The sequence below is a fragment of the Sorangium sp. So ce693 genome (genome assembly GCF_051521375.1).
GTDB lineage: Bacteria > Myxococcota_A > Polyangia > Polyangiales > Polyangiaceae > Sorangium > Sorangium atrum.
In genome coordinates this window covers 10307202-10332724 of the sequence record NZ_CP150347.1, presented here as the reverse complement: position 1 = coordinate 10332724, position 25523 = coordinate 10307202, and the positions used below count along the sequence as shown (strand labels likewise).

Annotated in this window: 21 protein-coding genes; 13 read left to right on the top strand and 8 right to left on the bottom strand. The window is 70.8% G+C overall.

Translation table 11 applies throughout. The annotated features are described in order from the left end of the window. Positions 1–27: 27 nt before the first annotated feature. Positions 28–825, bottom strand: a complete 798-nt coding sequence (locus WMF14_RS38595) for a M16 family metallopeptidase (RefSeq protein ID WP_437794627.1) — start codon at positions 823–825, stop codon at positions 28–30. 685 nt (positions 826–1510) lie between these two features. Then, on the bottom strand, positions 1511–2950 hold the full coding sequence (locus WMF14_RS38590; protein WP_437794625.1) for a M16 family metallopeptidase: 1440 nt from the start codon (positions 2948–2950) through the stop codon (positions 1511–1513). A 405-nt stretch (positions 2951–3355) separates the two neighbouring features. Here WMF14_RS38590 and WMF14_RS38585 point away from each other — a divergent pair, with 405 nt between their 5' ends. The 4 genes from WMF14_RS38585 to WMF14_RS38570 all read left to right on the top strand — a co-directional run bounded on the left by WMF14_RS38585 (position 3356) and on the right by WMF14_RS38570 (position 7867). Beyond that, positions 3356–4684 carry a GDSL-type esterase/lipase family protein gene (locus WMF14_RS38585; protein WP_437794623.1) on the top strand — a complete coding sequence of 443 codons (1329 nt, stop codon included), beginning with the start codon at positions 3356–3358 and terminating at the stop codon, positions 4682–4684. A gap of 176 nt (positions 4685–4860) precedes the next feature. Continuing rightward, positions 4861–5406 carry a chalcone isomerase family protein gene (locus WMF14_RS38580; protein ID WP_272103947.1) on the top strand — a complete coding sequence of 182 codons (546 nt, stop codon included), beginning with the start codon at positions 4861–4863 and terminating at the stop codon, positions 5404–5406. A 22-nt stretch (positions 5407–5428) separates the two neighbouring features. Then, positions 5429–6025 (top strand): TIGR00725 family protein, encoded by a 597-nt coding sequence (locus WMF14_RS38575; protein WP_272103949.1) that lies wholly within the window; start codon positions 5429–5431, stop codon positions 6023–6025. Positions 6026–6088: 63 nt separating this feature from the next. Continuing rightward, a complete protein-coding gene (locus tag WMF14_RS38570; RefSeq protein ID WP_437794621.1) occupies positions 6089–7867 on the top strand; it encodes a serine/threonine protein kinase in 1779 nt (592 codons plus the stop codon). A 177-nt stretch (positions 7868–8044) separates the two neighbouring features. On the opposite strand, the gene WMF14_RS38565 is transcribed toward WMF14_RS38570, so the two are convergent. Further along, on the bottom strand, positions 8045–8824 hold the full coding sequence (locus WMF14_RS38565; RefSeq protein ID WP_272103952.1) for a nucleotidyltransferase domain-containing protein: 780 nt from the start codon (positions 8822–8824) through the stop codon (positions 8045–8047). After that, the gene (locus tag WMF14_RS38560; RefSeq protein WP_437794618.1) at positions 8821–10143 is read right to left on the bottom strand and encodes a DNA polymerase beta superfamily protein; all 1323 of its coding nucleotides are present in this window, start codon (positions 10141–10143) and stop codon (positions 8821–8823) included. Before WMF14_RS38560 ends, WMF14_RS38565 begins: the two co-directional genes overlap by 4 nt. Positions 10144–10488: 345 nt before the next feature. Between WMF14_RS38560 and WMF14_RS38555 the strand changes: the two genes are divergently transcribed. Then, on the top strand, positions 10489–11409 hold the full coding sequence (locus WMF14_RS38555) for a transposase (RefSeq protein ID WP_437794615.1): 921 nt from the start codon (positions 10489–10491) through the stop codon (positions 11407–11409). Positions 11410–11829: 420 nt separating this feature from the next. Here the strand turns inward: WMF14_RS38555 and WMF14_RS38550 are convergent, their stop codons facing one another. Beyond that, positions 11830–13374, bottom strand: coding sequence for a hypothetical protein (locus WMF14_RS38550; protein WP_437794613.1), 1545 nt, complete (start codon positions 13372–13374; stop codon positions 11830–11832). Positions 13375–13772: 398 nt separating this feature from the next. Beyond that, positions 13773–14666 carry an SDR family oxidoreductase gene (locus WMF14_RS38545; RefSeq protein WP_437794610.1) on the bottom strand — a complete coding sequence of 298 codons (894 nt, stop codon included), beginning with the start codon at positions 14664–14666 and terminating at the stop codon, positions 13773–13775. A gap of 90 nt (positions 14667–14756) precedes the next feature. On the opposite strand from WMF14_RS38545, the gene WMF14_RS38540 reads away from it, so the two are divergent. The 4 genes from WMF14_RS38540 to WMF14_RS38525 all read left to right on the top strand — a co-directional run bounded on the left by WMF14_RS38540 (position 14757) and on the right by WMF14_RS38525 (position 17855). Continuing rightward, positions 14757–15677 carry a LysR substrate-binding domain-containing protein gene (locus tag WMF14_RS38540; RefSeq protein WP_437794607.1) on the top strand — a complete coding sequence of 307 codons (921 nt, stop codon included), beginning with the start codon at positions 14757–14759 and terminating at the stop codon, positions 15675–15677. Between the two features lie 222 nt (positions 15678–15899). Next, positions 15900–16544 (top strand): DUF2267 domain-containing protein, encoded by a 645-nt coding sequence (locus tag WMF14_RS38535; RefSeq protein WP_437794604.1) that lies wholly within the window; start codon positions 15900–15902, stop codon positions 16542–16544. 250 nt (positions 16545–16794) lie between these two features. After that, a complete protein-coding gene (locus tag WMF14_RS38530; protein WP_272103960.1) occupies positions 16795–17094 on the top strand; it encodes a hypothetical protein in 300 nt (99 codons plus the stop codon). A gap of 32 nt (positions 17095–17126) precedes the next feature. Then, positions 17127–17855 (top strand): phytanoyl-CoA dioxygenase family protein, encoded by a 729-nt coding sequence (locus WMF14_RS38525; protein ID WP_437794601.1) that lies wholly within the window; start codon positions 17127–17129, stop codon positions 17853–17855. A 123-nt stretch (positions 17856–17978) separates the two neighbouring features. Here WMF14_RS38525 and WMF14_RS38520 read toward each other — a convergent pair whose 3' ends face one another. Beyond that, positions 17979–18956: a hypothetical protein gene (locus WMF14_RS38520; protein ID WP_437794598.1), complete on the bottom strand. Its 978-nt coding sequence runs from the start codon at positions 18954–18956 to the stop codon at positions 17979–17981. Positions 18957–19005: 49 nt separating this feature from the next. On the opposite strand from WMF14_RS38520, the gene WMF14_RS38515 reads away from it, so the two are divergent. The 4 genes from WMF14_RS38515 to WMF14_RS38500 all read left to right on the top strand — a co-directional run bounded on the left by WMF14_RS38515 (position 19006) and on the right by WMF14_RS38500 (position 24111). Beyond that, positions 19006–21756, top strand: a complete 2751-nt coding sequence (locus WMF14_RS38515; RefSeq protein WP_437794596.1) for a hypothetical protein — start codon at positions 19006–19008, stop codon at positions 21754–21756. Positions 21757–21835: 79 nt separating this feature from the next. Continuing rightward, positions 21836–22708, top strand: coding sequence for a DNA-formamidopyrimidine glycosylase family protein (locus WMF14_RS38510; protein ID WP_272103966.1), 873 nt, complete (start codon positions 21836–21838; stop codon positions 22706–22708). Between the two features lie 540 nt (positions 22709–23248). Then, entirely contained in the window at positions 23249–23539 is a 291-nt protein-coding gene (locus WMF14_RS38505) for a hypothetical protein (RefSeq protein ID WP_437794593.1), read from the top strand. A gap of 65 nt (positions 23540–23604) precedes the next feature. After that, the gene (locus WMF14_RS38500) at positions 23605–24111 is read left to right on the top strand and encodes a LamG domain-containing protein (protein ID WP_437794592.1); all 507 of its coding nucleotides are present in this window, start codon (positions 23605–23607) and stop codon (positions 24109–24111) included. 198 nt (positions 24112–24309) lie between these two features. On the opposite strand, the gene WMF14_RS38495 is transcribed toward WMF14_RS38500, so the two are convergent. After that, positions 24310–24711: a hypothetical protein gene (locus WMF14_RS38495; protein WP_437794590.1), complete on the bottom strand. Its 402-nt coding sequence runs from the start codon at positions 24709–24711 to the stop codon at positions 24310–24312. Between the last annotated feature and the right edge of the window lie 812 nt (positions 24712–25523).

The following is a 25523-nucleotide window of genomic DNA, read 5'->3' as shown; positions in this document are numbered from 1 at the left end:
TCCCTGACGTACAGGAGCAGGTGGCTGTCACTTCGTCGCCTTCAGCATCGACCACTGGACGTCGCCGAGGCTCACGAGCTGGTCGTGGAGCAACCGCGGGGGCCCATAGACGGCGACGCCGATCTGGGCGTCAAAGTACCGCGCCGCGGCGCGCTGCAGCTGCTCGGCGCTGATGGCGCGCACCCGGCGCTCCAGCGTCGCCAGGTGGTCGAGCGGCAGCGCATTCAAATAGAGGTCCACGAGAGCGCCGGCCAGACCCGGAGTCGACGACACAGCGGCGGCCGTCTGGCCGAGGAACCGCATCTTCGCCGCTTCTAGCTCGGCCAGCGTCACCGGAGAGCTCTTGACCCGCTGGATCTCCGTCAGGATCTTCTCCAGGCTCTCACCTGCGCGATCGAGATCGGCGCTGAGCTCGATCAAGAATTCGCCAGCGGTCCTGCGTTCATAACACGTGGTGTGCACCCCATAGCTGATTCCCGTGTCGTGCCGGAGCGCGGCTGCAGAGCGCGACACGGTGAGCCCGCCGATCAGCATGGCGATGAGATCGAAGGCGAGGGCGTCCGGGTCTGACAAGCCGGCGCATGGCAAAGCGATGACCAGGCTGGCGTCGGACGTGTCGGCCGCGATCGCGCCGATCTGGATCTTCCGGTCGCCGCGGGGGACGACCGCTGGCGGCGCTGGCTCAGGCGGCACCTGGCCCTGCGCGGGGGACCATGCGCCGAAGTGGCGGCGCGCGAGCGTGAAGATCGCATCGGCTTGCACGGCGCCCACGGCGATGAGGGCGCTGTCGCGCGGGCCGTATTGCCGCGAGTAAAAGCTCCTCACCTGATGTCCCGAGAAGCGCCTGAGATTGCTCCCGAAGGTCTTGAATGGAAGCGCCAGAGGGTGATCGGGGCCATACAGCCCCTCGAGGGCGAGCTCGTTCAGCTGGGAAGAGATACGGAGGGAGCGGCTGAACAGCTGCTGGGACTGCGCGCCGCGCGCGCTCGAGCGCGTCGGCCTCGAAGACGGGGTGCTGGACGAGCCGCGCCAGAAGCCACGCCGCCTTCTCGGCGCCAGACGCCAGCGTCGTGATCGCGATCGCGGTTCCGGCGGAGCCCACGCTCCACCCGGGGAGCTCACCGCTGATGCGGAGCTGGCGCAGGACCTCGCCGTTCTCCAGTCGGGTCCCCTCGTTCAACATCCGGGCCGTGAGCTCCGCGAGCCCGGCGTTGCGCGGCGCTCCATCGTCGCGGGCCGCGCGGTTGACGTAGACCAGCGTCACGAGCGGCAGCTCGGGCTGCTCGACGACGAGCGTCGTCATGCCGTTCTCGAGCTCGGTCGAGCGGACGTCGTGGACCCGCAGCGCTGGCTCCGCCGTGGGCGGCGGCGCGTTCGCGCGGAACTCGGCGTCCGGGGTCGGCGTGAGCGGGAGCAGGGGAGGAGGCAGCTCCACCCGCGAGCCGCAGCCTGCGAGCGCTGCCCCGAAGAGCGCTGCCCATCCCATGCTTGCTCGTCTCATGCGGACACCTCAGCGCGCGTCGACGGTCAACTTGCCCTCAGGGGACGCGAGATCCTCGGGCTCCACGCGGACGAGGCGGGCGACGAGGCGTCGATCCGCCGTGAAGTAGCGGCGCAGGCGCAGCACGTCGTCGGGGGTGACGCCGCCGATCTCAGCGATCCGCCGTGCCACGTTGAAAGGTAGCGACGTGGAGCGCAGCGACTGCAGGTGTCGGAACGCGCGCGCCAGCGGCTTATCATGCGAGATGAGCTCGCGGACGATCGCGGTCTGTTTCACCTCCGGGAGCACGGCGCCCCAGTCCATGCCCCACATCTGGCCGATTTCCCGCTCGATCGCCGCCTCGACGCCGTCGTGGGTCGCGTGCTTCGCCAGGGTCGCCGAGACGGAGAACACCGATCCCAGGTCCAGGTCATCGATGTCCGTATCGACGTGCGACAGGGGCCCCTGATCATCGACGAGGCGCGCCCGGAGCGACTGCGCCAGCGCGTCGGCGACGAGCCCCGCCGCGACCCGCTCGCGCGACGCGGCGAGCGGTGCCGCCCAGCACATCTCGAGCTGCTCACGATACACCGCATGCTCGAAGGTCACTCGCCGCGCCGCGGCGAAGGCGGGCGGGGCCGTCCGCCGGCGCACGAACGGCGCCTTCGGATTGACCACCGGGCCGAAGTACCGCTCCACGAGGGCGCGGGTCGCCTGTGGATCGATGTCGCCGACCAGGATCACGCGCGCGTTGCTCGGACGGTAGCCTTGCTGGAAGAACCACTGCGCGTGCCGGAGCTCGATCGCCTCGAGATCGTCGAGAGGGAGCTCTGCGCCCGAGTAAGGGTGGTCCTGCCCGAAGATGGCGCGCAAGGTGTGGCGCCGGAACATCCCCTCGATGCCATGGCTCTCCAGGAGCTCGTTGCGCACGATCTTCTGCTCGAGCGCGAGCGCCTGCTCGTTGAAGCGCTCGAGCGTGAATGCCATGCGCTCGCTCTCGATCCACAGCGCGAGGGGGAGCGCGGCCGCTGGCACGAGCGCGTAGTAGGCGGTGTAGTCGGGGCCCGTGATCCCGTTCATGCGGTGCACCCCTGCTCGCTCGAGCCGGCTCAGCGCCTCGAGCGGCTTCATGTGACGCGAGCCCCGGTACGTCATGTGCTCGACGAGGTGCGCCAGCTGGTCATAGCCCCGCGGATCATCTCGGCTGCCGATCTCGTACGCGACGACGACGGCCACCGTCGGCTGCCTGTGATCTTCCTCCAGGAGCACCTCGAGGCCGTTGGCCAGGCGGAAGTGGGCGGCGCTCTGCACCAGGCCCTCGATACCTCCCGCCACCGGGCCGGCGCCCGGGGCTCCCGAGGGGTCCGCCGCTGCCGCGAGGGGCGTGGCGACCGCCAAGAGCCCCGCTACCAGCCCGGCCGTCCTCGCTCGTCCCGGCGCCCGCAGTGTCGGCTCTTTCTTGGCGTTCAATGGTTCACCCCTCGCGTGCTGCCTCTTGGCGCATGGACGCTGGAACCGTCGTCGCTGTCAAGCGCGCCGTATCGGGCGGTATCACCGGAGCGCCCCCTGACGGCACCGCTCGTCGCTCGCCTGGCGTCGCGCGTGCTGGCTTGTGTGGGAGCGCCCGACGCGGATACCGTCCGTCGCGAGGTCCTGCCGTCCCGCCGGCGCCGCGGAGAACACCTCCGTATATTTACCGTTTCAGTTGACAATTCTGCCACCCAAAGCATTGTCATGAGCCACTGCGAGCCGTGGTGCAGCGAACTTGTATTTACCGGTTCATCTAATCGGCGTGGATCGATGACGGAGGTCACCTCCGCTGTTGATCGTGGCGCCGAACTGCCCCAGAGTGCCCGGCGCTGGAGGTCAGTTTCGATGGCTTTGCGTTCATTTCACCGGTCACCTTTCCTGGTCCTCACGCTGGGGGCGGTAGTCCTCCTGTCGGCCTGCTCGGATGACGACGGCGGCGGCTCGTCAGCGAGCTCCGGGGGCACGGGCGGCTCGTCCGCGAGCTCCGGGGGCTCCGGGAGCACCACCGCGCAGGGCACGGGCGGCGCGGGCGGCGGTACGAGCGGCGCCGGGGATACGGGTGGCGGCGGGGATACGGGTGGCGGCGGCGGTGGCACCGGCGGTGGCGGCGCCGGCGGGGGTACGGACGCGCAGGGGATCGTGCCCAATCCCATCATCTCTCGCGGCAAGCCGGCCTTCGCCTCGGCGGGGACGGCGTCGGTGATCAACGACGGCAAGTACAGGTCGGCAGGGACCTGGATCGCGGGCAAGCCCACCTCGGCAGCGCCCGCCTGGGTCGCCATCCAGGTCGGCACCGGGTACGAGCGGCTGCTCCTGAGCTGGACGGCCTCGTACAACTACAACTACACGGACGTGCAATACGGGGCGCCGGGCGCCTACCGCGTGGAGACGTCGAGCGACTCCACGAACGGCTCGGACGGCACCTGGACCAAGGTCGCGGAGGTGACCGACAACCCGGTCCGCACGCGCGCCCACAGCTTCGACTTCGGCGGCAAGAGCTGGGTCCGGCTCGTCGTGACCGCGGCCCCCGCGATGACCGACGACACCGGCGTGCAGCTCGACGAGATCGACGTGCACGACATCTCGAAGGGCGCGGAGGACACGTGGTTCTTCCTCGGCGACAGCATCACGGCGTTCGCCTACGACCGCGACACCCCGGCCACGCAGCCGAGCTTCGCCGAGAACGTGCACGCCGCGCACCCGGCCCACTATCCGGCGATGATCAACGGCGGCATCGGGAGCGAGCTCACGAAGAGCAGCGACAAGCCCAGCGCGCTCGATCGCATCGATGACGTCCTGGAGCTGAACCCCGACTTCCACTACTTCGCCATCGGTTACGGCACCAACGACTCCTGGGGCCAGACCGACCCGAGCACCTTCAAGGCGAACCTTCAGCAGATCATCGACAAGATCGAGGCAGCGGGCCGTGTCCCGGTGCTCGCGCACATCCCGTTCTCGCCGGACGGCAACCACGATGCTGTCCCGGTGTTCAACCAGGCGATCGACGAGCTGACGCAGCAGAACGGCCTCCCTCCTGGGCCGGATCTGTATACGTGGTTCAAGGACCACCCCGACCGGTTCACCGACAAGGTGCACCCGGATCCCGCCGGGCGGGTGGCCATGAACAAGCTCTGGGCCGACGCCGTGGACGGCCTCTACCCGGCCCAGCGGTAGCGCGACCAGGCGCCGGGCGACACGCGACCACGCGACCGAGCGCGCTCGCGGCGCCGGCGCGAGCCTTGACTCCACGCGGCCGCGGGGGCTAGCTCGAGCTGGCGCACGAACGGCAGGCCCGGGGAGCGGTGCCCTCGGGTGGGCTCGGCCGGCCCGCGCCCTCCAGGGGGTCTCCGATGAAGCTCATTCCCAAGAAGCTCATGGTCCTGGTCGTCGCCCTCGCGGCCCTCTTCACCTTCGCCGCCGCCGCCCCGGTCAGGGCCGACGACTGGGCCCTGACGGGCACCGGCGTCCGCGTCAAGACGATCGCGTTCATCGACATCGACGTCTACGAGATCAGCCATTTCATGAAGCAGACGCCGGCATCGCGATCGAAGCAGGCGGTGATCGACGCCGACGTCCCGAAGAAGTTCGTCTGGAAGATGCTGCGCGACGTGGACAAGGAGAAGATCCACGACGCGTTGACAGGCGCCTTCGCGATGAACGGGTACAAGGATCAGGCCAAGATCAAGGCGTTCGTGGGCGCGTTCCAGGGAGAGCTGAAGGAAGGGGCGCGCATCACCATCCAGTACGACCCGGAGAAGAAGACCACGACCGTCGCGGTCGGAGGCAGCAGCGCGAGCGTCGCCGGCGTGGACTTCATGAAGGCCGTGTGGAGCATCTGGCTCGGGAAGATCGATCAACCGAACCTGGGCGATCAGCTCATCGGCCGGCTGAAATAGCGGGCGCCGGAGCGGAGCCGTGATGGACGACGATCGGGACGAGCGAGAAGACGAGGACACGAAGCGGGACATCGCGCCCTACGTGCCGCGCCGCCCCGTGATGGCGGTCATCGGCAACGGCCTCGCGGTGGACGCGGCGACCGAGGTTGTGTGCGTCGAGCTCGGGCGGCGCGCCGTGGAGGCGGGGTTCCGGCTGGTCACCGGGGGGCTGGGGGGCGTCATGGCCGCCGTGTCGCGCGGCGGGCGCGCGGCGGCGACGTGGCGTGACGGCGATATCCTGGGGATCCTGCCAGGGTACGAGGCGTCGGCGGCCAACCCGTACGTGGACATCGTCGTCCCGACCGGCATGCAGATCGGGCGCAACATCCTGGTCGTCGCCGCGGCCGACGTGGTCGTGGTCGTCGGCGGAGGCGCGGGCACGCTGAGCGAGGTCGCCGTTGCCTGGCAGCTCGGCAAGCCGCTGCTCGCGCTCGCGACGAGCGGCGGCTGGGCGAGGCAGCTCGCCGGGGGGCGCGTGGACGACCGGCGCTCGGATCGGATCGTGTCGGCCGCGAGCGCGGAAGAGGCGGTGGCGACGGCGTGGGAGATGGCGGGCCGCGGCCGCGGCCGGGGGGCGTGACAAGGCGCCGCGCGGCGTCCGCGGGAGCCGGCCGCGAGGCCGCCCGTGCTAGCCTCCGCGCCGATGTCGGAAGCGGAAGAGGAGGAGATCCAGCGGCTGAAAGCCCGCGTCGGGACGACCCTCCACGGAAAATGGCGGATTGACGCGCTGATCGGGGCGGGGGGGATGGCGGCCGTCTACGCGGCCACGCATCACGTGGGGCACCGCGTGGCCATCAAGATCCTGCACCCGGAGGGCGCGGTGTCTCGCGAGCTCCGCGCCCGCTTCGAGCAGGAGGCGCTCGCCGCCGCGCGGCTCGGGCACCCGGCCGCGGTGCAGGTCCACGACATCGACGTGACCGAGCGGGGAGAGCCGTTCCTTGTCATGGAGCTGCTCGACGGAGAGAGCCTCCGCGAGCGCGTGTTGCGGCTCGGTACGATCTCATTGACCGAGCTCCTGGCCCACATGGACACGCTGCTCGAGGTCATCAAGGCGGCGCACGACGCCGGGATCGTCCATCGGGACATCAAGCCGGACAACCTGTTCGTGACCCGCGATGGGCGGCTCAAGGTGCTCGATTTCGGGATCGCGCGCATGAAGCAGGGCGGCTCGGGGCTGAAGACGCGGACGGGCGCGGTGCTGGGCACGACAAGCTACATGGCGCCCGAGCAGATCCTGGGGAGGAACGTGGACGGGCGGGCCGACCTCTACGCGGTGGGCGCGACGATGTTCACCGTCCTCGCGAACCGTCGAGTCCACGACGACGACGGGCTCACCGAGGGAGAGCTCCTCGTGAAGAGGGGCACGACGCCGGCTCCTCCGCTGTTGACGGTGGCGCCGGGCGTGGATCCGCGGGTCGCGCGCGTCGTGGACCGGGCGCTCGCCTTTCAGGTCGAGCGGCGCTACCCGGACGCGCAAACGATGCTCGCCGACGTGCGCGCCCTGCGCCGGGGCGAGGAGCCTCCCTTCGCGACGGGGGAGCAGGCCAGGATGGACGAGCGCACGCGCGCGTACGGCCGGGCCATCCCCGACGGGCCGCCGGCGGGGGCGCATTATCCGAGCGCGAGCCCGCCGGCCGGGGTGATGCCGGCAGCGGTGGCTGCCTCGACGGGGGCTCATCCGGGCCAGCCTTATCCGGGGGCGGCGGGGGCGGGGGCAGCGCCCCGGGGGCGGGGGCAGCGCGCACCGGGAGCGACGCAGATCGCCGTCGTCGGCGGGGTGGCGGTGCTGCTCTTCTGCGTGGGGGTCGGGATGGTGCTGCTGCTCTGGCCCTCCCGCGACCCGGGCGCCGGCGACGCTGGCGACAGCGGCGCGCCGGTGTCGCTCCAGGATGTCGCGCAGGCCCGGAGCGCTGCGGTGCTCGCGGTCGACCCCGCCGGCTGTCCGCCGGGCGTGCCTTGCACTTGCCCGGGGGGCGGTCCGGGAAAGGCGCCGGCGAGCTGCCTGCTCACGTGCGGCGACGCGCCCGGCTGCAGGCCGAGCTGCTCCGATCGAGAGAGCTGCGCGAGCCACTGCGCCGGCGACTGCCAGTCTTCCTGTGCGAAAAGCAAGGTGTGCAGCACGACGTGCGCAGACGGCTGCTCCACCGACTGCCGCAACGCGGAGACGTGCCAGGTGACCTGCGGCGCGGGGTGCTCGATCACCTGCGAGGACGTCAACAAGTGCGCTCACGTCGTGGGCGACGGGAGCGTCGTGAGGTGCAATCGGGTCGGAGGGTGCCAGGTGATGTGCATGGGCTCGTGCGCGGTGTCTTGCTCCAATACCGGGGGAGGATGCCCGGTGACCTGCGTTGGGCAGGGGCCCGCGGTGAAGTGCGGCGATGGCCGCAAGGCGTGCGGGGACGGCTGCGCGCTGCCGCGGTGAAGTGCGGCGATGGCCGCAAGGCGTGCGGGGACGGCTGCGCGCTGCCGCGGTGAGATGAGGCTGGCCGGGCGTTCGCCGGGGGACGAGCGTGGGACCGCGGTGAGCCGTCCAGGGGCCGACGCTCGGGCGTGCCCGTGTCCACACGTCGATGTACGTGCCTGCGAGCCCTCCCGCGCCTCAGAGCCGGGCCTTGCGCAGCGCGAGCAGCCAGTCGTTGAGCTCTCCGTGGTTGGGCGGCTCCTCCGGCAGCACGGCGTGATCGCGGGCCGCCTCGAGGGTCGTGAAGGCCCGGGCGATCTGCTCGGCCCAGCGCTCGGCGACGTCGGGAGCGAGCGGCGCCTGCTCGCCGGCGCGCTTGGCCTCGATCAACTCGCGCGCGGCGCTGAAGCCGTAGAGATCGAGGAGCGTGGTGACATCGGTTACGATCTCGCCCGTCCGGAGGGCGTGGGCGCCGGTCAACGTGGTCCTGAGGACATAGAGGAGCTTCTTCGCCGACGAGCGGCCTCCCGCCTCCCAAGCGCGGAGCTGGCTCGTGGCGAAGCCGATGTAGTGGCGGAAGATCCGGCGCGAGAGCGCGGCGGCGACGAGCGGGCGAAGCGAGGCCAGGTCGGGATCGACGTGGAGCTGGAGGGGGCCGAGGATCCGCTCGATGTAGTTGCCGTTGCCCTGGAGGACGCCGATGAGGACGGGGTGGAGCTCGTTCGAGGTGTAGTCGATCTCGACGCCGTCGATGACCTGCATCCGCTCGGGGCTCGCGTTGCTGCGGTGGAGGCCGAGCAGCTTCTCGGTCGGCTCGACGTGGACCGCCTTGAGGTCGAGGTCGCTGTCCGGCGAGGGGAAGCCGTACGCGTGGGCGCCGCTCAGGGCGATGACGAGGTGCGAACGCTTGGCCTCTTCCTCGGCGATGACGCGCGCCGCGACCTCCTGCTGCTTTGCTTCGAGCACCTGGGGGTTCATCCGTCGTCCTTTCTCTCCTCGTTTCCGGGCGTGGGGGCCGCGTCTCCGCCGTCCCAGGTTGCGTCTCCGTCGTCCCAGGTTGCGACCGGCGCGGGGGGAGCGTCCTTGCCGAGGGGGCCGGGCTCCGTCGCGAGGTGCCGGCGGGCGATCTCCTCGCGGACCCGCCGGAGGAGCACGTCGGCCCGGGGCACGTCGGGGTGCGGCGGCAGCTTGGTGGCGAGTCGCGCAGCCTCGAGGTCGGGCGTCATCGACTCGGCGAGCTCGATGGTGCGATCGAGCGGCCAGGCGCCGCTCTTGATGGCGAGGAGCGTCTCGCGCAGGTCTCCCTGCACCACGAGATCGACCTCGCCGTCGCGCAGCCAGCGGATGGCGGTCGCGATCAGGCGCACCAAGTTGTAGGCGTTCTTGGGGCGGAGGTCGCGGGCGGGATCGAGCGAGGCCCTGCCCGCGCGCGCGAAGGCCACGAGCGAGGCGAAGTCGCGGGCGGGCAGGAGGCCCTGGTCGTGGAGGGAGCGATAGAGCTGCTTGATGTACTCCTTCGCCTGGAGCTCCCGGTCAACCTGGGTCGGCGCGGCGCGCGGGCTGACGGCGGCGAGCTTGCGGGCGACCTCGGCGAGCGCCAGCGAGGGGTCGTCGGCGAGCCACTCGAGCACCCGTTCCCGGTGCTCGGCGAGGCGGTGCGCCTGCGAGAGCCGCTTCAGCTGGGAGAGCGCGTAGCGGCCGAAGCTGCCGTAGATGGCCGAGGAGACGAACGCACCACGCGCCTCGAGGAGCCACGCGCCGATGTCGTCGCGCGCCTCTGCGGTCCGGACGAAGAGCAGCTCGAGGGTGTTGGGGTCGGCGCGCAGGGCCTGGCGGATCGCCTTCTCGATCTCCCAATAGGAGGAGCTGCCGTCGGTGCTCACGAGGTCCCTGGGCGGCTCGGCGAGGCCTGTGGTCCAGGGGAAGGGGAGAGCGAAGGCGCCGCGCCTGTCGGTGTCGGAGCCCTCGTTCGCGAGCCCCCAAGCGCGCGAGCCCACGACGGCCTCGAGGACCACGGTGGGCCGGAGGGCGTCCCAGGCGGCGCTCCGCCGCTCGGCATGCCGCACCTGGCCGGCCTTACGCGGGACGAGCTCGTCGCGGTTGTAGCGGACGACGCCGACGCCGACGAGCATGACGTCGAGCTCCGCGCCGGCCGAGCCGACGACACGCCCGATGGCGCCCTGCGGGACACGTCGATCGCCGAGGAGGCGGTCGACCCGGGTTGTCACCTCGGTGCCATGGGGCAGAGGGACGGCGAGCGGGTCGAGGTGGGTGAGGCCGCGCAGGCGGAGCTCCATGAGCGGACGCTATCATGACGAGGGCCCGACCCAGGTTGGGGGCGACCGACCGACCGACGGATCCGACCCCGATGGATCCGACCAAGGTTTGGGCGACCGGCGAGCTCACCGGGTCCACCGGCGGGCTCACCGGGTCCGACCCAGAATGGCGGTGGGTCAGGTTGGCAGACCGAGGTTGGCATCCCCACCTGCATGGGACTAACAGCAACCCAGGTCAGGCTGGAGTAGGCAACGGCTCCAGCTCAGGTGGCGGACCGCCAGGCGGCCGTCACCCACGAAGCTTGGTCGAGCAGCGAAATGATTGACGAAAACCCGTGGCACAAAGCTTGTCATGGTGCACCTGTCATGAGCCAGCCCCGCGAGATCGCTGCCGGAGCCACCTACCTCATCACCCGTCGCGTCCTGCGCCGGCACCTGCTCTTCCGCCCGGACGCGGCAATCACCCGGCTCCTCGTCTACGTCCTCGCGGTGTCGACCCGCCGTTACGGCATCGAGGTCCATGCGCTCTGCGCCATGTCAACGCATCTGCACCTGGTCGTGACAGACACGAGGGGCGTCCTGCCGCGGTTCTTGCAATTCTTCCATCGCATCGTCGCGCTCGGCACGAAGGTGCTTCGCGGGTGGGAAGGCCCCGTGTGGGACCATGATGCCACGAGCGTGGTGCGGCTGCTGACGCGCGCGGCGGTGGTGGAGAAGATTGCTTACGTCATGGCGAATCCAGTCGCCGCTGGCCTGGTGCAGCATGCTCGCGAGTGGCCAGGCGCCAAGGTGGATGTGGACGAGCTCGGTCGCGGCGCCCTGCGCGCGGCACGGCCTTCGGTGTATCTCGACCCGGAAAACCCCCAGTGGCCCGAGGAGGTGACCGTCTCGCTCGCGCTTCCGCCAGCCATCGGGCAGGACAGCGCGGAGAGCTTTCGCCAGGATGTCTCTGCCGAGCTCGAGCGACAGGAAGCGCGGGCCCGCGCGGAGGTGCAGCGACGAGGACTTCGCTTCTTGGGCGCCGAGAGGGCCAGCAGGGTGTCCCCTTACGAGCGCGTGACGAGCTTCGAGCCGCTGCGCGACGGCAATCCGACGTTTGCGGTTGGTCGCAATCAGGGGGACGCGTGGCGAATCGCAGGTGCCGCTGTGCGTGCGTTTCGAGCGTCGTACCGTGCGGCACTCGAGCGATGGTGTGCCGGCGTGCGCAGCGCTGTATTCCCCGCAGGGACGTGGTGGATGCGCACGTTTCACGGCGCCAGCGTGGCCGACGTCGTGCTCACGGTGTAGAGCCTTAGCAGCGGCGCGGCAGGGAGGCGGGCAGGACGGGCAAGGGCATCCGCGCCTTGTCGTGGGGCGCGTCCGTCTGGGGCCGGCGGTGCAGCCGGCAGATCGTTGTGCGGTGGTGTACGCAATGGGATGTGCAGGGGCGATGTCGTCCCGAATGCGTAGGAGCGGGTCCGGAGGGGTTGCGATCGGCGTTATGTGAACGAGCGGGAAATTTCGTGCCGGAAGACGAGCGTAGCGAATAGCCCAGCTTGGCATCAAGCTTGTTTAGCCGGGGATCGAGCGTGCCGTGAGATAGCGTTCCGCTCAGCTGAAACTACGACGGTGCCGCAGCTCAACCCCGGTCCGGCGGGTTGGGTAGGGCCGCAACCTGGGTCGGGTCGGGTCGCCGCGCCAGGTCGCCTCAACCTGGGTCGGTCGCCGTCACCGCTCGACCAGCAGCACCGGGCTGCCCGAGAGGGCGAGCGTCACCTTGCCGCCGCTCGCGTCGGCGGAGGTCTTCGCGCCGTCCCATGCATGGACCTCGAACCCCGTTGCCGTCGCTAGCTCGGCGCTCGCGGACGCCTCCTCCGTGCTGCTCGCCGTCACGGCCCAGAGGGCGATCCGGCGCTTGCCGTCCTTCGTGAACACGGCGCCCCGAGCGCCCCCCGGCAGCGCGAGTTCCCTTGTCGTACGGTCATCGTAGGACGCGCCGAAGAGCACCTCGTTGAGGGTGGTGTACGCCTTGCCGAGGTCGGTCTTGGTCGCCTGATCCACGCTGGCGAGGGCGCCGACATCGTTGTAGAGCCCCATGTGCGCGAACACGTCGTCGCTCCCGTCCTCGCCGTTCGATAGAATGAACCAGTCGACGCCGCCGATGCCGTGCGCCTGCGCCATGATCATCATCTTGATGAGGTAATTCCGCGCGTACTCCGGGCTCCCCACCTCCGGGTACTCCGGCGTCGGAGCGAGCGGCGCGCCGTTCTCCGAGACATTCCACCTCTGCACTTCCGCCCCACCGTCGGCGAGCGTCGCGGCGAACGCATCTTTCGACGCGAGGAAATCGTCGACGGACGCATCCGAGCTCTTCGGGCTGAAGATCGGGTAATAGTGAAAATCGAGCACGTCGATGTAGGCGCCGCCCTTCTCCGGGTAATCTGGCGTGACCGCACCGCCGTCGGGGTTGTCGGTGTAGCGCAGGATCGCCGAGAGGAACGAGGGGTATCCGATGCCCCCCGTCGCGATCCGCGCATCCGGATCTGCCTTGCGCGCGGCCTCCTTCGTGACGCGCAGCATTCGTATATAGTCAAATATGGATCCGTTGAACCGGGGGAGATCGGCGGCCTTCGGCGGTTCGGTCTTCCATGTCTCGGTGACGCGCCAGTCGGCCACCCAATCGGGCTCGTTCCATACGTGCCACAGCTTGACCCAGGGCTTGTAGGTGTCGACGGTCCGATACACGTAAGAGGCCCACGCGTTGCCCTGATTCACCGTTCCGTCGGCCGAGAAGATCGGCTCGTAGAGGCTCTTTGGAATATAGTACTCGTTCTGCCAGTCCTCCGCGTCGGCCGGCGCCACCGTCAGATCGACCGACTCGGAGCCGATGAGAAATCCGATGTGATCCCCCATGTCCAGGGACGCATATGATTGAATGTCCCCGACCTCGATCTCGTATCCCCACCTCGCAAAATGGGCGGCGGGCAGCTTGATGCGGAGGCTGCGGACCCCCGCGAGCGCTGCGAGCGTGGCCTCCTTGTCGTCGCCCCAGTCCGCGTTGCGATGGCCGAGGTTGGCGCCATAGCGAAATGCGGGAGGGAGCCCGCCGTTTCCGCCGTTTCCGCCGTTCCCGCCGCTTCCTCCGTGCCCCCCGCTTCCGCCTTCCCCGGAGCTGATGCCGCCGCCGCCCGACGAGTCGTATCCCGGTGAGTCGTCCCCCGAACCACATGCAACGACAGCTGAAGCGCACAGCAGAACGGACCATCGACGCATGAACATTCCTCCTCCAGGCAGATCCCGGGAGGCCAGCGTAAGGGAGTTTCGCGTCCAATTTCAGGAAATTTGCGAATCAGATTGCGCTGCGCTCACCCTGGGGTCGTTCGCCCGTTCTGCAGCGACGGGCACGCCGAGGCCGAGGAGGCGCTCTCGCTGCCGGTCTAAGGGGGCGAGGCGCAAGAGCGCGAGGTGCTCGCCCGTCCGGCTCGCGCCGCGGCGTAGGTCGGCGATCCTGGCTGACGCAAGCGCGTCTCCCACCAAGCGCGCAGCGCATCGGTGACGCTTTGCTCGATCGCGCAGGAGGTTGCGCGTGCTTGCCTTCTGGCTCGCTCCTCGGAATGGCTGGGATGAACGAGCCTGTCGTCTACGCGCTCGCCATCGGTGTTCCCGCCTGATCAGGCCTCGACCGGCGCGAGCAGCGCTGCCCGGTGGCGCGCGAGGTAGCTCCGCACGTCCTCCGCGGGCTTGCCGGTGAGCTCCTCCACCGCCCTCGTGGTCACATCCAGCGTTCCGCGGGCGATCGCCTCGTCGAAGGAGGTGAGCAGCGTGGCCATAGCCGCGGGGATCCCGGCCTTCTGCATGCCTTGCTCCAGCGCGTCACCCGGCACGGGGACGTAGTCGATCGACTTGCCTGTGACGGCCGAGGCGATCTGCGCGAGCTCGCGCTGGGACACGGCCGCAGGTCCAGTGATATCGAGCACGCGCTTGCCGTCGAAATCGGCGGCCAACGCCGCGGCCGCGGCGCGGGCGCAGTCCTCGCGCGTGACATACCCGGCCTTGCCGTCGCCGGCCGCAGCGACGAGCTGGCCCGTCGCCAGCGCGCGCCTCAGCGAGGCCACGAGGAAGTCCGTATAGAGGTTGTTGCGCAGGACGGTCGCGCCGAGCCCGCTCTCCGCGAGGGCGTCCTCGGTGGCCTGGTGGTCGGGCGCGATCGTGATCGGCGAGCCCGGCCCGGGGTTGGTCAGCGACGTGTAGACCACGTGCCGCACACCCGCCTTCGCGGCGGCCTCGAGCGCGCTCCGGTGTTGCGCGATGCGCCGGCCCGGGCGGTCCAGCGCGTCGGTGCTGATGAGCAAGAGACGCGCCGCTCCCGCGAACGCCTCCGCGAGCGAGGCGGGAGCATCGAAGTCTGCGCGCCGCACCTCGACGCCGCGGGCGCGGAGCTCGCCGAGCTTCTCCGGGTGCCGGGTCGTGACGAGGAGCGGCCCTGCGCCCTGCGCGAGCAAGAGATCGACGACGCGCCGCCCGAGCTGGCCGTTGGCGCCGGTGACGAGGAGAGGCTGAGACATGATGAGAGCTCCCTGTGACGAGGTTGAGCGGATGTTTGCCTCTGTCTCGAATCTGGTGCAACACACAGATTTTGGCTACTGTGTGCCGAAATGGGAACAATGGATCTGAACCACCTCTCCGTCTTCGCGGCGGTCGCCGAGACGGCGAGCTTCACGGAGGCGGCGCGCCGGCTCGGGGTGCCCAAGTCGACGATCAGCCGGGGCGTCGCGTCGCTGGAGGCTTCGCTCGGCGTGCGTCTCTTGCAGCGGACGACGCGCAGCGTGGCGCTGACGACGGCCGGGCAGGCGCTGGTGGACCGCCTCGGCTCGCGGCTCAAGGCGCTGACGGAGGCGATCGAGGGGCTCCCGGAGCTCGAGGACGAGCCGTCAGGCACGCTGCGGCTCACGGCGACGGCGGACTTCGCAACCGAGGTGCTGGCGGAGATCCTCGCCGCCTTCTGCCGCCGCTACCCGCGCATCACGGTCGAGATGCACCTGTCGACGCAGCCGGTGGATCTGGTGAAAGAGGGGTACGACGTTGCGTTCCGGTTCTTCGCGAAGAAGCCGCGAGACTCGACGCTGGTCGCGCGCAAGGTGGGCGAGCTGCACCTGCAATTCTACGCCTCGCCCGCGTACCTGGCCGCGCGGGGGACGCCGAGGACGCTGGACGATCTCGCGGGGCACGATTGCGTGGCGCTCATCAAGACGAGCCCGTTCGGGCGAGACGAGGTGTCGCGCGCCCGCGCGCGGCTTCGTGTCCGGTGGCTCGCGAACGACGGGTTCTTCGCGCGCGAGGTGGTGCGCAACGGCGGTGGGATCGGCCTGCTCCCGACCTTCCTCGTTCAGCAGGACGTGCTCGCTGGAGCGCTCGTCCGCGTGCTGCCGCGCTGGACGGCGCCGACGGGCGGCGTCTTCCTCGTGTTCCCGAGCGGCCAGCACTTGCCGAGGAAGACCGTCGCGCTGCGTGATCACGTGGTCGAGGCGCTGCGGATGCAGCTCAAGGCGCGCGCGGGCCGCGTCGGCGAGGGCTAGCCGTTCCATCGGGGGTGGAGCCGGCCGAGCGTCGCCCAGACCATCGTCTCGCTCGGGATCGGGCTTGCTGGGCGCCCCGACCCAGGTTGAGGTTGCCCGACCCAGGTTGAGGTTGCCGCCCCGACCCAGGTTGAGGTCGCCGGACCTAGGTTGAGGTCGCCCGCCCTGCGCACGCGCCTGGCACGGGTCTCGCAATGGACTATCTCCGGAAGGAGGGCCCGCATGGATTACGACCGCTTCGTCGAGGAGGTGCAGCGCCGCGCCGGCTTCGAGGGCCGCGACGAGGCCGAGCGTGCGATCGCCGTGACAGCACGGACGCTCGGCGAGCGGCTGCTCGCGGAGGAGGCGGCCCCGATCGCCGGTAGGCTGCCGGGTCCGGTCGCCGCAGCAGTCCGGGGCGCCACGTACCAGGGCGACTTCGATCGCGACGAGCTCTACGACCGCATCGCCCGCCGCGAGGGCGCGCCACGCGGCTTTGGCATGGAGCACGCCCAGGCCGTGTGCCAGGTCATCGGCGAGGCGCTACCCGAGGCCGAGCGCCTGCGGCTCCAGCGGCACCTGCCGGACTGGGCGGACCTCTTCGCGCCTCGCTCGGCCGGAGCGCCCCCGCCGCGGCCGGCGCACGCGGCGTCTCCACCCGAGATCGGCCAGGGCTCGACGCTCGCAACGGGGCGGCCCGGTAGCCGCCACCCCTTGAGCGAGGCGCGCCCCGAGACGGCCCATGCGGAGTCGGTCGCCCGATCGGACGATCCCCACGCGGATACCAGGCTGTCGAGCAGCCCGGGGCTGACGCAGGAGCGCCTCCGAGAGACGCTGGCTGACGGGCGCCCCGGCCCCGAGCACCCCGTCAGCGAGGCGCAGCGCTGAGCAGCGAACCGCAGCGCCGACGGCCCCACCCGGCGCGGACCCTCCGGCGCCTGCTTGACAGCGGCCGTGCTCCCGCGAACACTTCGCCTCACGGGCCTCTCCGAGCCCGGCACCTCGCTCGCCGCCGGCACGGCTCCGCGAGGGGCGAAGAGGGCGCTGCCCTTCGGCGGTCTCCGCTCGTGATGCTGCCGCTCTTCCGTCGGTGCCGGCCGACAAGGACCGATCTCGGCAGATCACCTGGACAGGGCCGATGGGGAACCGCCACCACCACAAGAAGCTGCGCGCCGACGTCCGCGCCAGGATGTCCCGGACCGGCGAGAGCTACCAGAAGGCGCTCGCGCAGATCCTCGACGAGCGTTCCACGCCGAAGGCGGCGCGGAACGTCGATCTCGTGCCGATCGATTACTTCGGCGCGCCCGCCGCGCTCGCGACCTTCGAGATCGCGGGGCGGCTCGCGTGTCTCGTCGTCTCGAGCCGTCATCGCCTGATGCCGTTCCCCCAGAGCCCCCTCGTCGCCCTGGCGATGCGTGGGCCTCGGGCCATCCATTGAGTGATCTCCGCGATCCCGAGTGTCGCGAGGTCATGATGAGCACGTCAACGAGAGATCGAATCAATGCCTTTCGCGCGCAAGGCCTCTTCATCGCGCGCGCTTTCCTCGACATCGCCGAGCGCGCCGAGCTCCGCCGCGCGTGCGACGCCGCGCTCCTCCGCGCACGAGCGCTTTCCCGGGAGACCGGTCACTCGACCCCCAGGATATCGCTCCTCACGGACGGCGCGACCTGCTTTCAGGACGATCCCTGCGCGCTGGAGCTCATCTCCACGTTCGTCGGCTCCCGGCGCGTCTGCGAGCTGCTCGCCGGCCTCTCGCGTCCGGGAGAGGAAGACACCCCGCGCCTGAAGGACGCGCATTACTACCACGAGCAGACAAGGCGCGACTGGGACGGGGACTGGCACCGAGACAGCCAGTTCGGCCAATCCGATCCAGAGATCGAGCGCGCGATCGTCGCGACGACGACATCGGTCCACTTCAGGGTGGCGCTGGAAGACGACGATCGGCTCGAGATCGTCCCCGGGTCCCACGCCCGCTGGGACACGCCGGACGAGCTCCGGATCCGCAGGGGCGCCGATCGGACCGCGCTGGACATGCCGAACGCCGCGCGCGTCGCCTTGCGCGCCGGAGACGCATGCATCTTCCACGCGTGGTCGATCCACCGCGCGACTTACCGTCGAGCTCCTCCACGTCGCACGATCGACGCCCTTTACACCTTCGCTCGTCCGAGAGTACGTCAGTGGACCCCGCCGGCGACGTGAGGCGCGGCCGTCCGTCGCCCGGCCATCGCGGCGCCCGCCCTCTCGCCTTCTGAGCCCGGACCCGACCTCGGCTCGGGCGGACGTCGCGCGCCCTCGGCCTCGCTTCGCCGCGCCGCCCTCCGGTCACCCGCCGTCGATCTTCTCCGCGAACACCGCCGCGAGCTTCTTCGATCTCCGCCCCATCACGGCCTTCCGCACCCGCTCCACGAGCGGCGCGTCGTGCCGGTGCAGCGCGAGCGCGCTCAGCGCCGCGATCGCGTGCACCTCCGCCCCCTCCTCGACGAGCGCCACGAGCGCGTCGTTCGCCGCGTCCGTGCGCAGCAGCGCCATCCCGAGCAGCACGCTGTCGCGCAGCCGGCCCGCGCGCGCCGCCCCGGCGAGCTCGGCCTGCAAGATCGGCAGCGCCTCGGGCAGGCGCGATTCACCCAGCGCGAGCGCCGCCGCCTCCGCAGCGCCGTCGTCGCCTTGCTGCAGCACCTTGGCCACGAAGCCGAGGTACCGCCCCGGGAGCAGCCGCAGGAGCCCCCTGTAGCAGGCGCCGAGCACGTCCGGCTCCGGATCGCCGGAGAGCGCCTTCACGTGGAGCGCCGCCGCCGCCGCGTCGAGGCCGGAGTTGCCGAGCGCCGCAGCGGCCTCCGCGCGCGTGACCGGCTCGCGATCGGCGAGCAGCGGCGCGACCTCGAGCAGCGCCTCGCGGTGGCCGACGTGGACAAGCGCGTGGGCGCACAGCCCGCGCAGCCCAGCGGCCGTGTCGATCGGCTGCCCGAACGCCGGCTCGAGCTGCACGTGGCGCAGCCCCGCCAGGTAGGTGTCCGGCTCGTGCGCGTCGAACGCGAGCAGCGCCTCGACGATGCGGTTCTTGCCGGAGCAGCCCTTGTCGCTCTTGAGCGGCTCCTCGAGCAGCCGCGGGAACGCCCCCACCAGATCCGGCACGAGCTCCCGCAGCGCGAGGCGCCCCGCCATTGCCGCGGCCTCGCCGACCAGGTACCCGTTCCGGTCCGCGACGAGGCGGCGCAGCTCGGCCGCCGCCTGCGCGGGCGGCGCCTCCGCGAGGGCCGCGATCCTCGCGCGCTTCTCGTCGAACGAGCGGGGGGCTGGCACCCGGGGAGCTTACAGCAGCCGCGCGCGAGGTCGCCTATCCTTGCCGCCCATGGCGCCCCGCCTGCCCCTGCTCCACCGCCTCGCCGGCGGGCTGGAGACCCGCCCCGTCAAGGCCGCGATCTCGCTCCTGATCCTCGTCTCGGTCCTGCCCATCCAGGGCCTCGACGAGCAGCTCCGCCCGTATTTCCTGGCGATCTTCGGCGTCGAGCTCCTCTTCCGGGCCGTCCTCCTCCGCCAGCGCGGGGACGGGCGGTCGCGCCTCGACGTGCTCCTCTTCGCCTTCGACATCATCGCCTGGATCAGCTTCCTGCCGCTCGAGCGGATCCTCGACGCGCACGCCGCCCACGCCCTCCCCATGCTGCGGCTCTCGCGGCTCTTCCTGCTCCTGCGCTTCACGCGCGAGATCGCGATCGACCTCTACGCGATCATGACGCGGCGCGAGCTGCTCGAGCAGTTCGGGCTCGTCACGCTGGCCGTCTGGGGGCTCGCGTTCGGCGCCTCCGTGCTGCTCAGCCACCTCGCGATCACGCACGACTACGATGGCAGCGGCCCGACCCCGGACACCACCTTCGTCGACCGGATCTGGTGGTCTTTCCGGCAGATCGAGAGCGCCGACAACCTCGTCGAGAACCTCCGGGTGCACCCCGTCGTGGCCGTCGTCTCGCTCGGCCTCACCATGGTGGGCGTCTTCATCACGTCGTTCATCATCGGCATCGGCGCCAACGTGGTCGATCAGGTCGTGCGCGCGGCGCGGCGGCGGCCGGTCCGCTACGCGGGCCACGCGCTCGTGATCGGCCCGGTGCACGAGGCGGAGATGCTGGTGCAGGAGTTCGTCCGGCTGTACGAGCGCCACCGCGCGCTCCGGAGCATCCGGCTCTCGGAGCTCTGGCAGTGGCTCATCCGCCGCGGGCCCCCGCCGACCCGCCATGCGCTCCCGCGGATGGCGCTCCTCGGCACCGAGGACGACCCGCCTGCCTACCTCTACGCGCCGGGGATGCGCTGGGTGAGCTACCGCCAGGGGGACAGCGCGCAGCCGGAGGCGCTCGAGCTCGTGGGCGCCGCCGAGGCGAAGCGGGCGCTGATCCTCGCGCGGCCCGACGCGGGGCCCGACGCCGACGCGCTGACGGCCATGGCGCTCTCCTCGTTCCGGGCGCAGAACCCGCACGGCCACGTGTTCGTCGAGGTGCAGGAGAGCAAGAACCGCGACCTCATCCAGGCGGTGGGCGGGCCCGGGACCCATCCGCTCGACATGCAGCGGTTCCTCGGCTTCTTCCTCTGCCAGCACCTGCTCACGCCGGGCGTGGAGTCCCTCTACACCGACCTCATGACCGCGGACGGGTCGGAGTTCTACACGCACATCTTCCTGGGCGACGAGGCGGCCTGCGCCGTCGGCAAGCTCGGCGAGGCGCCGAAGCACGAGCTCTCGTTCTCGGACATGGCGCGCGCTGCCTACGAGAAGCAGGTGCTCCTCGCGGGCGTGTTCCTCGGGAACGAGGCGGCGGTGCCGAAGCGCGAGGAGGGCAGGCTCGTGTCGGTCGAGGGGCTCGTGCCGTGGCTGAATCCGCTGCTCGATCCGCCCGAGGGATCGCCGGCGTGGGCGCTCGGCGCGCGGGCGGGCCGGGTGCCGGCGCAGCGGCTCCGGGGGCTCATCGGCGTATCGGCGACGTATGCGCCGCTCCTGGACTACGGGCGAGAGCTCTACAGGGGGAGGGGGATCGAGCGCGCCGCGGCGTCGGGCGGCGCGACGGCGGCGCAGGCGTGGGCGGCGAAGCTCTCGCTGCACCTCAACGAGATCGAGCGGGTGCTCATCGTCGGGTACAGCGCCGCGCTGCCCTCGCTGCTGCACGCGCTCGCGCGGTTCGTGCCGGGCATCGAGGTGACGCTGGTCCTCGGGGAGCGCGGGGACGAGCGGATGCCGCTCGCCGACCGGCTCGCCTCGCTCGGCGTGACGCCCGGCCCCGGCGGCGCGCCGCCGGGCTCGGACGGGGCGATGCTCTCGCTCCCGCGCGGGGGCAGCGCGACGGTGTACACGCAGCACGGGCACGACCTCGCCTCGCTCGCGGTGCGCTGCGCGGCGCGCGGCGCGCCGCTCTCCGCGGCGGTGTTCCTGAGCGAGCCCGAGGGGCTCGATCGCGACGCGCGCACGGCGATGCGGGTCATCCGGTTCGCGCGGGCGCTGGCGAGCCGGGAGCTCGCGCACGGCAGGGGGCTGCATGTGCTCGCGGAGTTCTCCTCGGTGGCGAAGGGCGAGCACGTCCGGAGCCTCCTTGCCCCCGACAAGTGCGGCTTCGCCGTGCGGGTCAGCCTCGTCAGCACCGAGCGCATCAAGAACTACTTCATGGTCCACAGCGCCTTCGTGCCGGGAGTAACGGCTCTTTACGATGAGCTCCTCGGCGAGGGCGGGCAGGACCTCGTCCGCATCGAGGCGCCGCCGCCCGACGGAGCGGGGCAGGCGGGCGAGGAGCTCCGCTTCGACGAGATCCGGACGGCGCTCGCGCCCCGGGGCGCGATCCCTATCGCGCTGGAGGTCGAGGAGCCGAAGGAGGACCAGCTCGGGGGCGTGAGCCTCGTCGCGCAGCAGGGCGAGCCCCGGGGCGCGAGCCATGTCACGCAGCCGGGCGAGCGCAGGGTCGTGCACCTGAACCCGGCGCCGGAGAGGGCCTTCAAGACCGCGCGCATCCGCGTCGTGTACGCGCTCGCCCGGCGCGAGGATCTCGTGATCCAGGGCGCGCAGCGGCCGAGGCGGGGCGACGGCGGTGAGGCCGCGCTCGGCGAGGAGTCTCCGCGGATCAGCGCCTGATTGCCTCGCCGCCGCGCCTCTTTTTCGCGCCTCGCCCGAAGTCGCGCGATCTTCGCGGCGAGATCTGTATCCTGGAGCCGTGCCCGAGCGCCCGGACCTGGAGTACGTCGTCCCGATCCTCGCGCGCGAGCTCGCCGGCGCGACCGTGTCCGCGGCGCGGGCCGAGAACGCGGTGGTGCTGCACGTCCTGCTCGCGGAGCGCCTCGACGCGCTCTTGCCGGGCGCGGAGATCCGGCGCGTGGCGCGGCGGGCGCACGCCGTGGTCTTCGAGCTCGAAGGGGCGCGCGCGCTCGATCTCGTGATCTCCCCGATGCTGGCCGGGCGGTTCTCGATCACGCGCCCAGGAGAGACGCGGATCCCGACCGATCTCGCGTTCTCGCTGACCCTCGGGGACGGCCGCGAGCTCAGGGTCCGAGACGACGTGCAGATGAGCAAGGTCCACGTGCTCGCGCGGGGCGATTTCGACAAGATCCCCGGGCTCCAGCGCGTCGGCCTCGACGTCCTCGATCCTCGTGTGTTCACGCAGGAGGCGTTCCGCGCCGCCGCGCGCGGGCGGCGCGACCTCGCCAAGGACTTCTTGATGGACGGGACGGCGCTCGACTCCATGGGAGACTCGTACGCCGACGAGGTGCTCTTCGAGGCAAGGATCCACCCGAAGGCGACCGTCCAGAGCCTCTCCGAGGAGGAGACCGACCGCCTGCACACGGCGATCGCTCATGTCCTCGGCGACGCGACCCGGACGATCGCTCGGCGCGCGCCTGCGCTGGACGAGAGGCTGCGCGACTTCCTCAAGGTCCGCGGGCGTCCGGGCCAGCCGTGCCCGCGCTGCGGCGACAAGCTCCGTCGCGCGAGCGTCCACGGGCACGACGCGATCTACTGTCCGGCCTGCCAGCCGGAGGCGCGGAGGACCGCAGCGGGCGATCCGCGCCGCGCCAGGCGGGAGCCGGGCTGAGGCGAGGCCGGCTGCGGCGCCGGCCTGGGCACCTCGCCTGTCGCTGTCACCGCGACACGACGGGTCGACGCGGGAAAGCGCCGTTGCCACGTCGAGCTGCGTCGTGCGGTGTTGCGCTGGCGACCCGGCGCCACAGCGCTTCCGGCAGCGGCTTCGGCGGCGCGAGCCCCGCGCCCTCGGCCCTGCACGGGATGCTCACGCCCTGACAGCCACACTGGTTCTGGCCGCCGTCGGTGATATTTCCCTCTGTGCCGCTCACTCCGCGCCTCTTCTTCGGCGCCTCTGTGGTGCATTTTTCTTCTCACTGCATCGATGCATTTTTCTTCTCACTGCATCGACGTATCTCGCGCCGGCGCAAATCGGACCTTCGTGCGAGACGCGGTGACACCGAGCGGCGTTCTGAGCTACGCTGAGCGCCCCGCAGGAACCGCAGCATGCTTTGCAAATCCCATCTATCTGCACATCGCCTGGCCGGCGTCGCCGTGCTTCTCTTGTCGTTGCCGGGCTGCGCCCTCGAAACGAGAGGCACAGGCGGGTCAGGTGAATTCGAAGCTCAACCCGGAGGACCTGGCGGCGCTCCGGCGGAAGAACCCGGCGGAGCCACCGCAGGACAGCCCGACGGCGCTCCCGTCGAACAGCCGGGCGGCGCTCCCGCCGAAGAGCCTGGCGGCGGTCCGGCGGAAGAACCTGGCGGGGATCCGGCAGAAGAACCCGGCGGCCCTCAGGTCGAAGAACCCGGCGGGGATCCGGCAGAAGAACCCGGCGGCGCTCAGGGCGAAGAGCCCGGTGGCGCTCCCAGGCCGCTGTGCGGGGCGGCAGAGCCATCGCTGATCGCGTGCTTCGCGTTCGAGGGGAACCCCGACGACGCCTCGCAGCATCACTTCACGCCAGAGAAGGTGCGCAGCCTGGAGTACGTGCCTGGCCGGGCCGGCCAGGCGCTCTCGTTGACGATGGGGAGCAAACTCTACTTCCACCACGACGCCGCGTGGACCGCGTCCGCGATGACCATCGATGTCTGGATCAACCCCGCCTCGCTGCCGGAGAAGCGGCGATACACCGTGATCGACAGCGGCGGGAAGCCTTCGCTCTTCCTGATGCCGGGCGGACAGATCCGCTGCACCATGGGCGTCGAGCGGAACGTGGCTTACCCCATCGTTCCCGGGCAGTGGACGCACGTCGCCTGTCTCTCCGATGGCCAGACGCAGAGCCTCTACGTGAACGGCGTCGAGGTCGACAGGAGCCCCTCTGGCCCGGTGATCGCCTCCGGCGAACAGCCCGTCCACATCGGCTCGGACGAGCCGTCGGGGGAAGACGAGTTCAACGGGCTGCTCGACAGCCTCCGCATCTTCGGCCGGACGCTCACGCCCAAGGAGATCTGCGCGGCTGCCGGCGGCGGCTGCTGATCTGGCGCGCACCGAACGGGGGGCTCTGGCCCGCGGGTCGGCTCATGGCCGTCGCCGCGGGCCGGCTTCGTGGCCGTCGCCGCAGATCGGCGGGCGAGCCCCGGCGCGACCGGCCACGGCTGCCCGAAGGAGGCGCGCTCTCGGCGCGCGGAAGGGAAAGCGGAGGGAGGGAAGAGAGCGAGAGAGGAGAGAAACGCCTCAGAAGGGGGCGTCGCGGAGCGTCTCCTTGTACTTCGTCTTGTACAGATCGTGACAGGCCTTGCAGCTCGCCTTGGCACCGTCGATGTCGCCCTTCTTGGCCTTCTCGATGCCCTCGTTCGAGATCGCGGCCCACTTGTCCATGCCCTTCGGCGGCCTCGCCGCCACGTACTTCAGCGCCTCCGCGATCTTCGCGCCGTCGCCGCTCGTCGTCGCCGACTGCATCACCGACTTCATCCAGCCCTGCATCGGACAGGCCTTCTGTCCTTTTGCACCGCAGCCGAAATCCTTCTTCTCGGCGACGGAAGCGGGGAGGTCTGCGGTCCCGCCGGCGGCCCACGCGGCTCCAGCAAAGCCAATGCCGACGGTCATCAACACGGCACTCATCAGCTTCTTGCTCATCGACATCCGACGTCTCCTGTGGGTAAGGGCAAGCGCAGCGAGAGACATTGCAGTTCCGCGGGTGGAAGTCAACAGCCACCTTGGTCGCCGAGCCGGCTCGCGAACGCCGCGGAGTCCGAGACGGCGTCGGGGGACAAAAACTTCATCACAAACACCGCCGAGGCGAAGATAACGTCAGGAGAGAAAAACTTCATTCATGATGTCCGCCCAGCGCTGTCTCCGTCCTCGCTCGCGCCGCGCGGACGCCCTGGCGCGACGCGAGGAGCGGAGGCGCCGGCCCGCCGGCGCGCGCCTCGGGGTCGCCCCTCTGGGCGCGCGCCGCCTCCGCGCCGAAGGAGCGCGCCCACCCCCCGGGCGCCGTCGGCCGGGGGTGGCGATTCCGCGAGCGAAGGACGCGTCGAGCATCGCCTCACCGGGTGGGCTTGGCTCTCTCCCTGGTGCTCGACATGACGCGATTACGCAGGTTCATCGACATGGCATGATGCGCTCTTCGATGCCTTTCAGATGCCTTGAACCGAGCCCGCCGAACACGGCACCCGGCGGCGCCCTCTCCGGCGCCGGAGCCGTTCGCCCGTCACGGACGCCCTCCTCGTCGACGGCTTACCTGCGCTCGGTGCACCACCCGGACGGCCTGCACTCACGCTCGTGTCCGTCGAGATACCCTCGTTCGCACCGGCGGGCTGCCGGCGCGCGGAGCTCGGTCCTCCCAGGGCGCCCCGGGGGGTTCTTCGTGAGACTCCAGCCCTGACGCGTCGCATCGCGCGTTCGATTCGATCGCGGCCGCCGTGGAGGTGAGTCGCCATACCATCCCG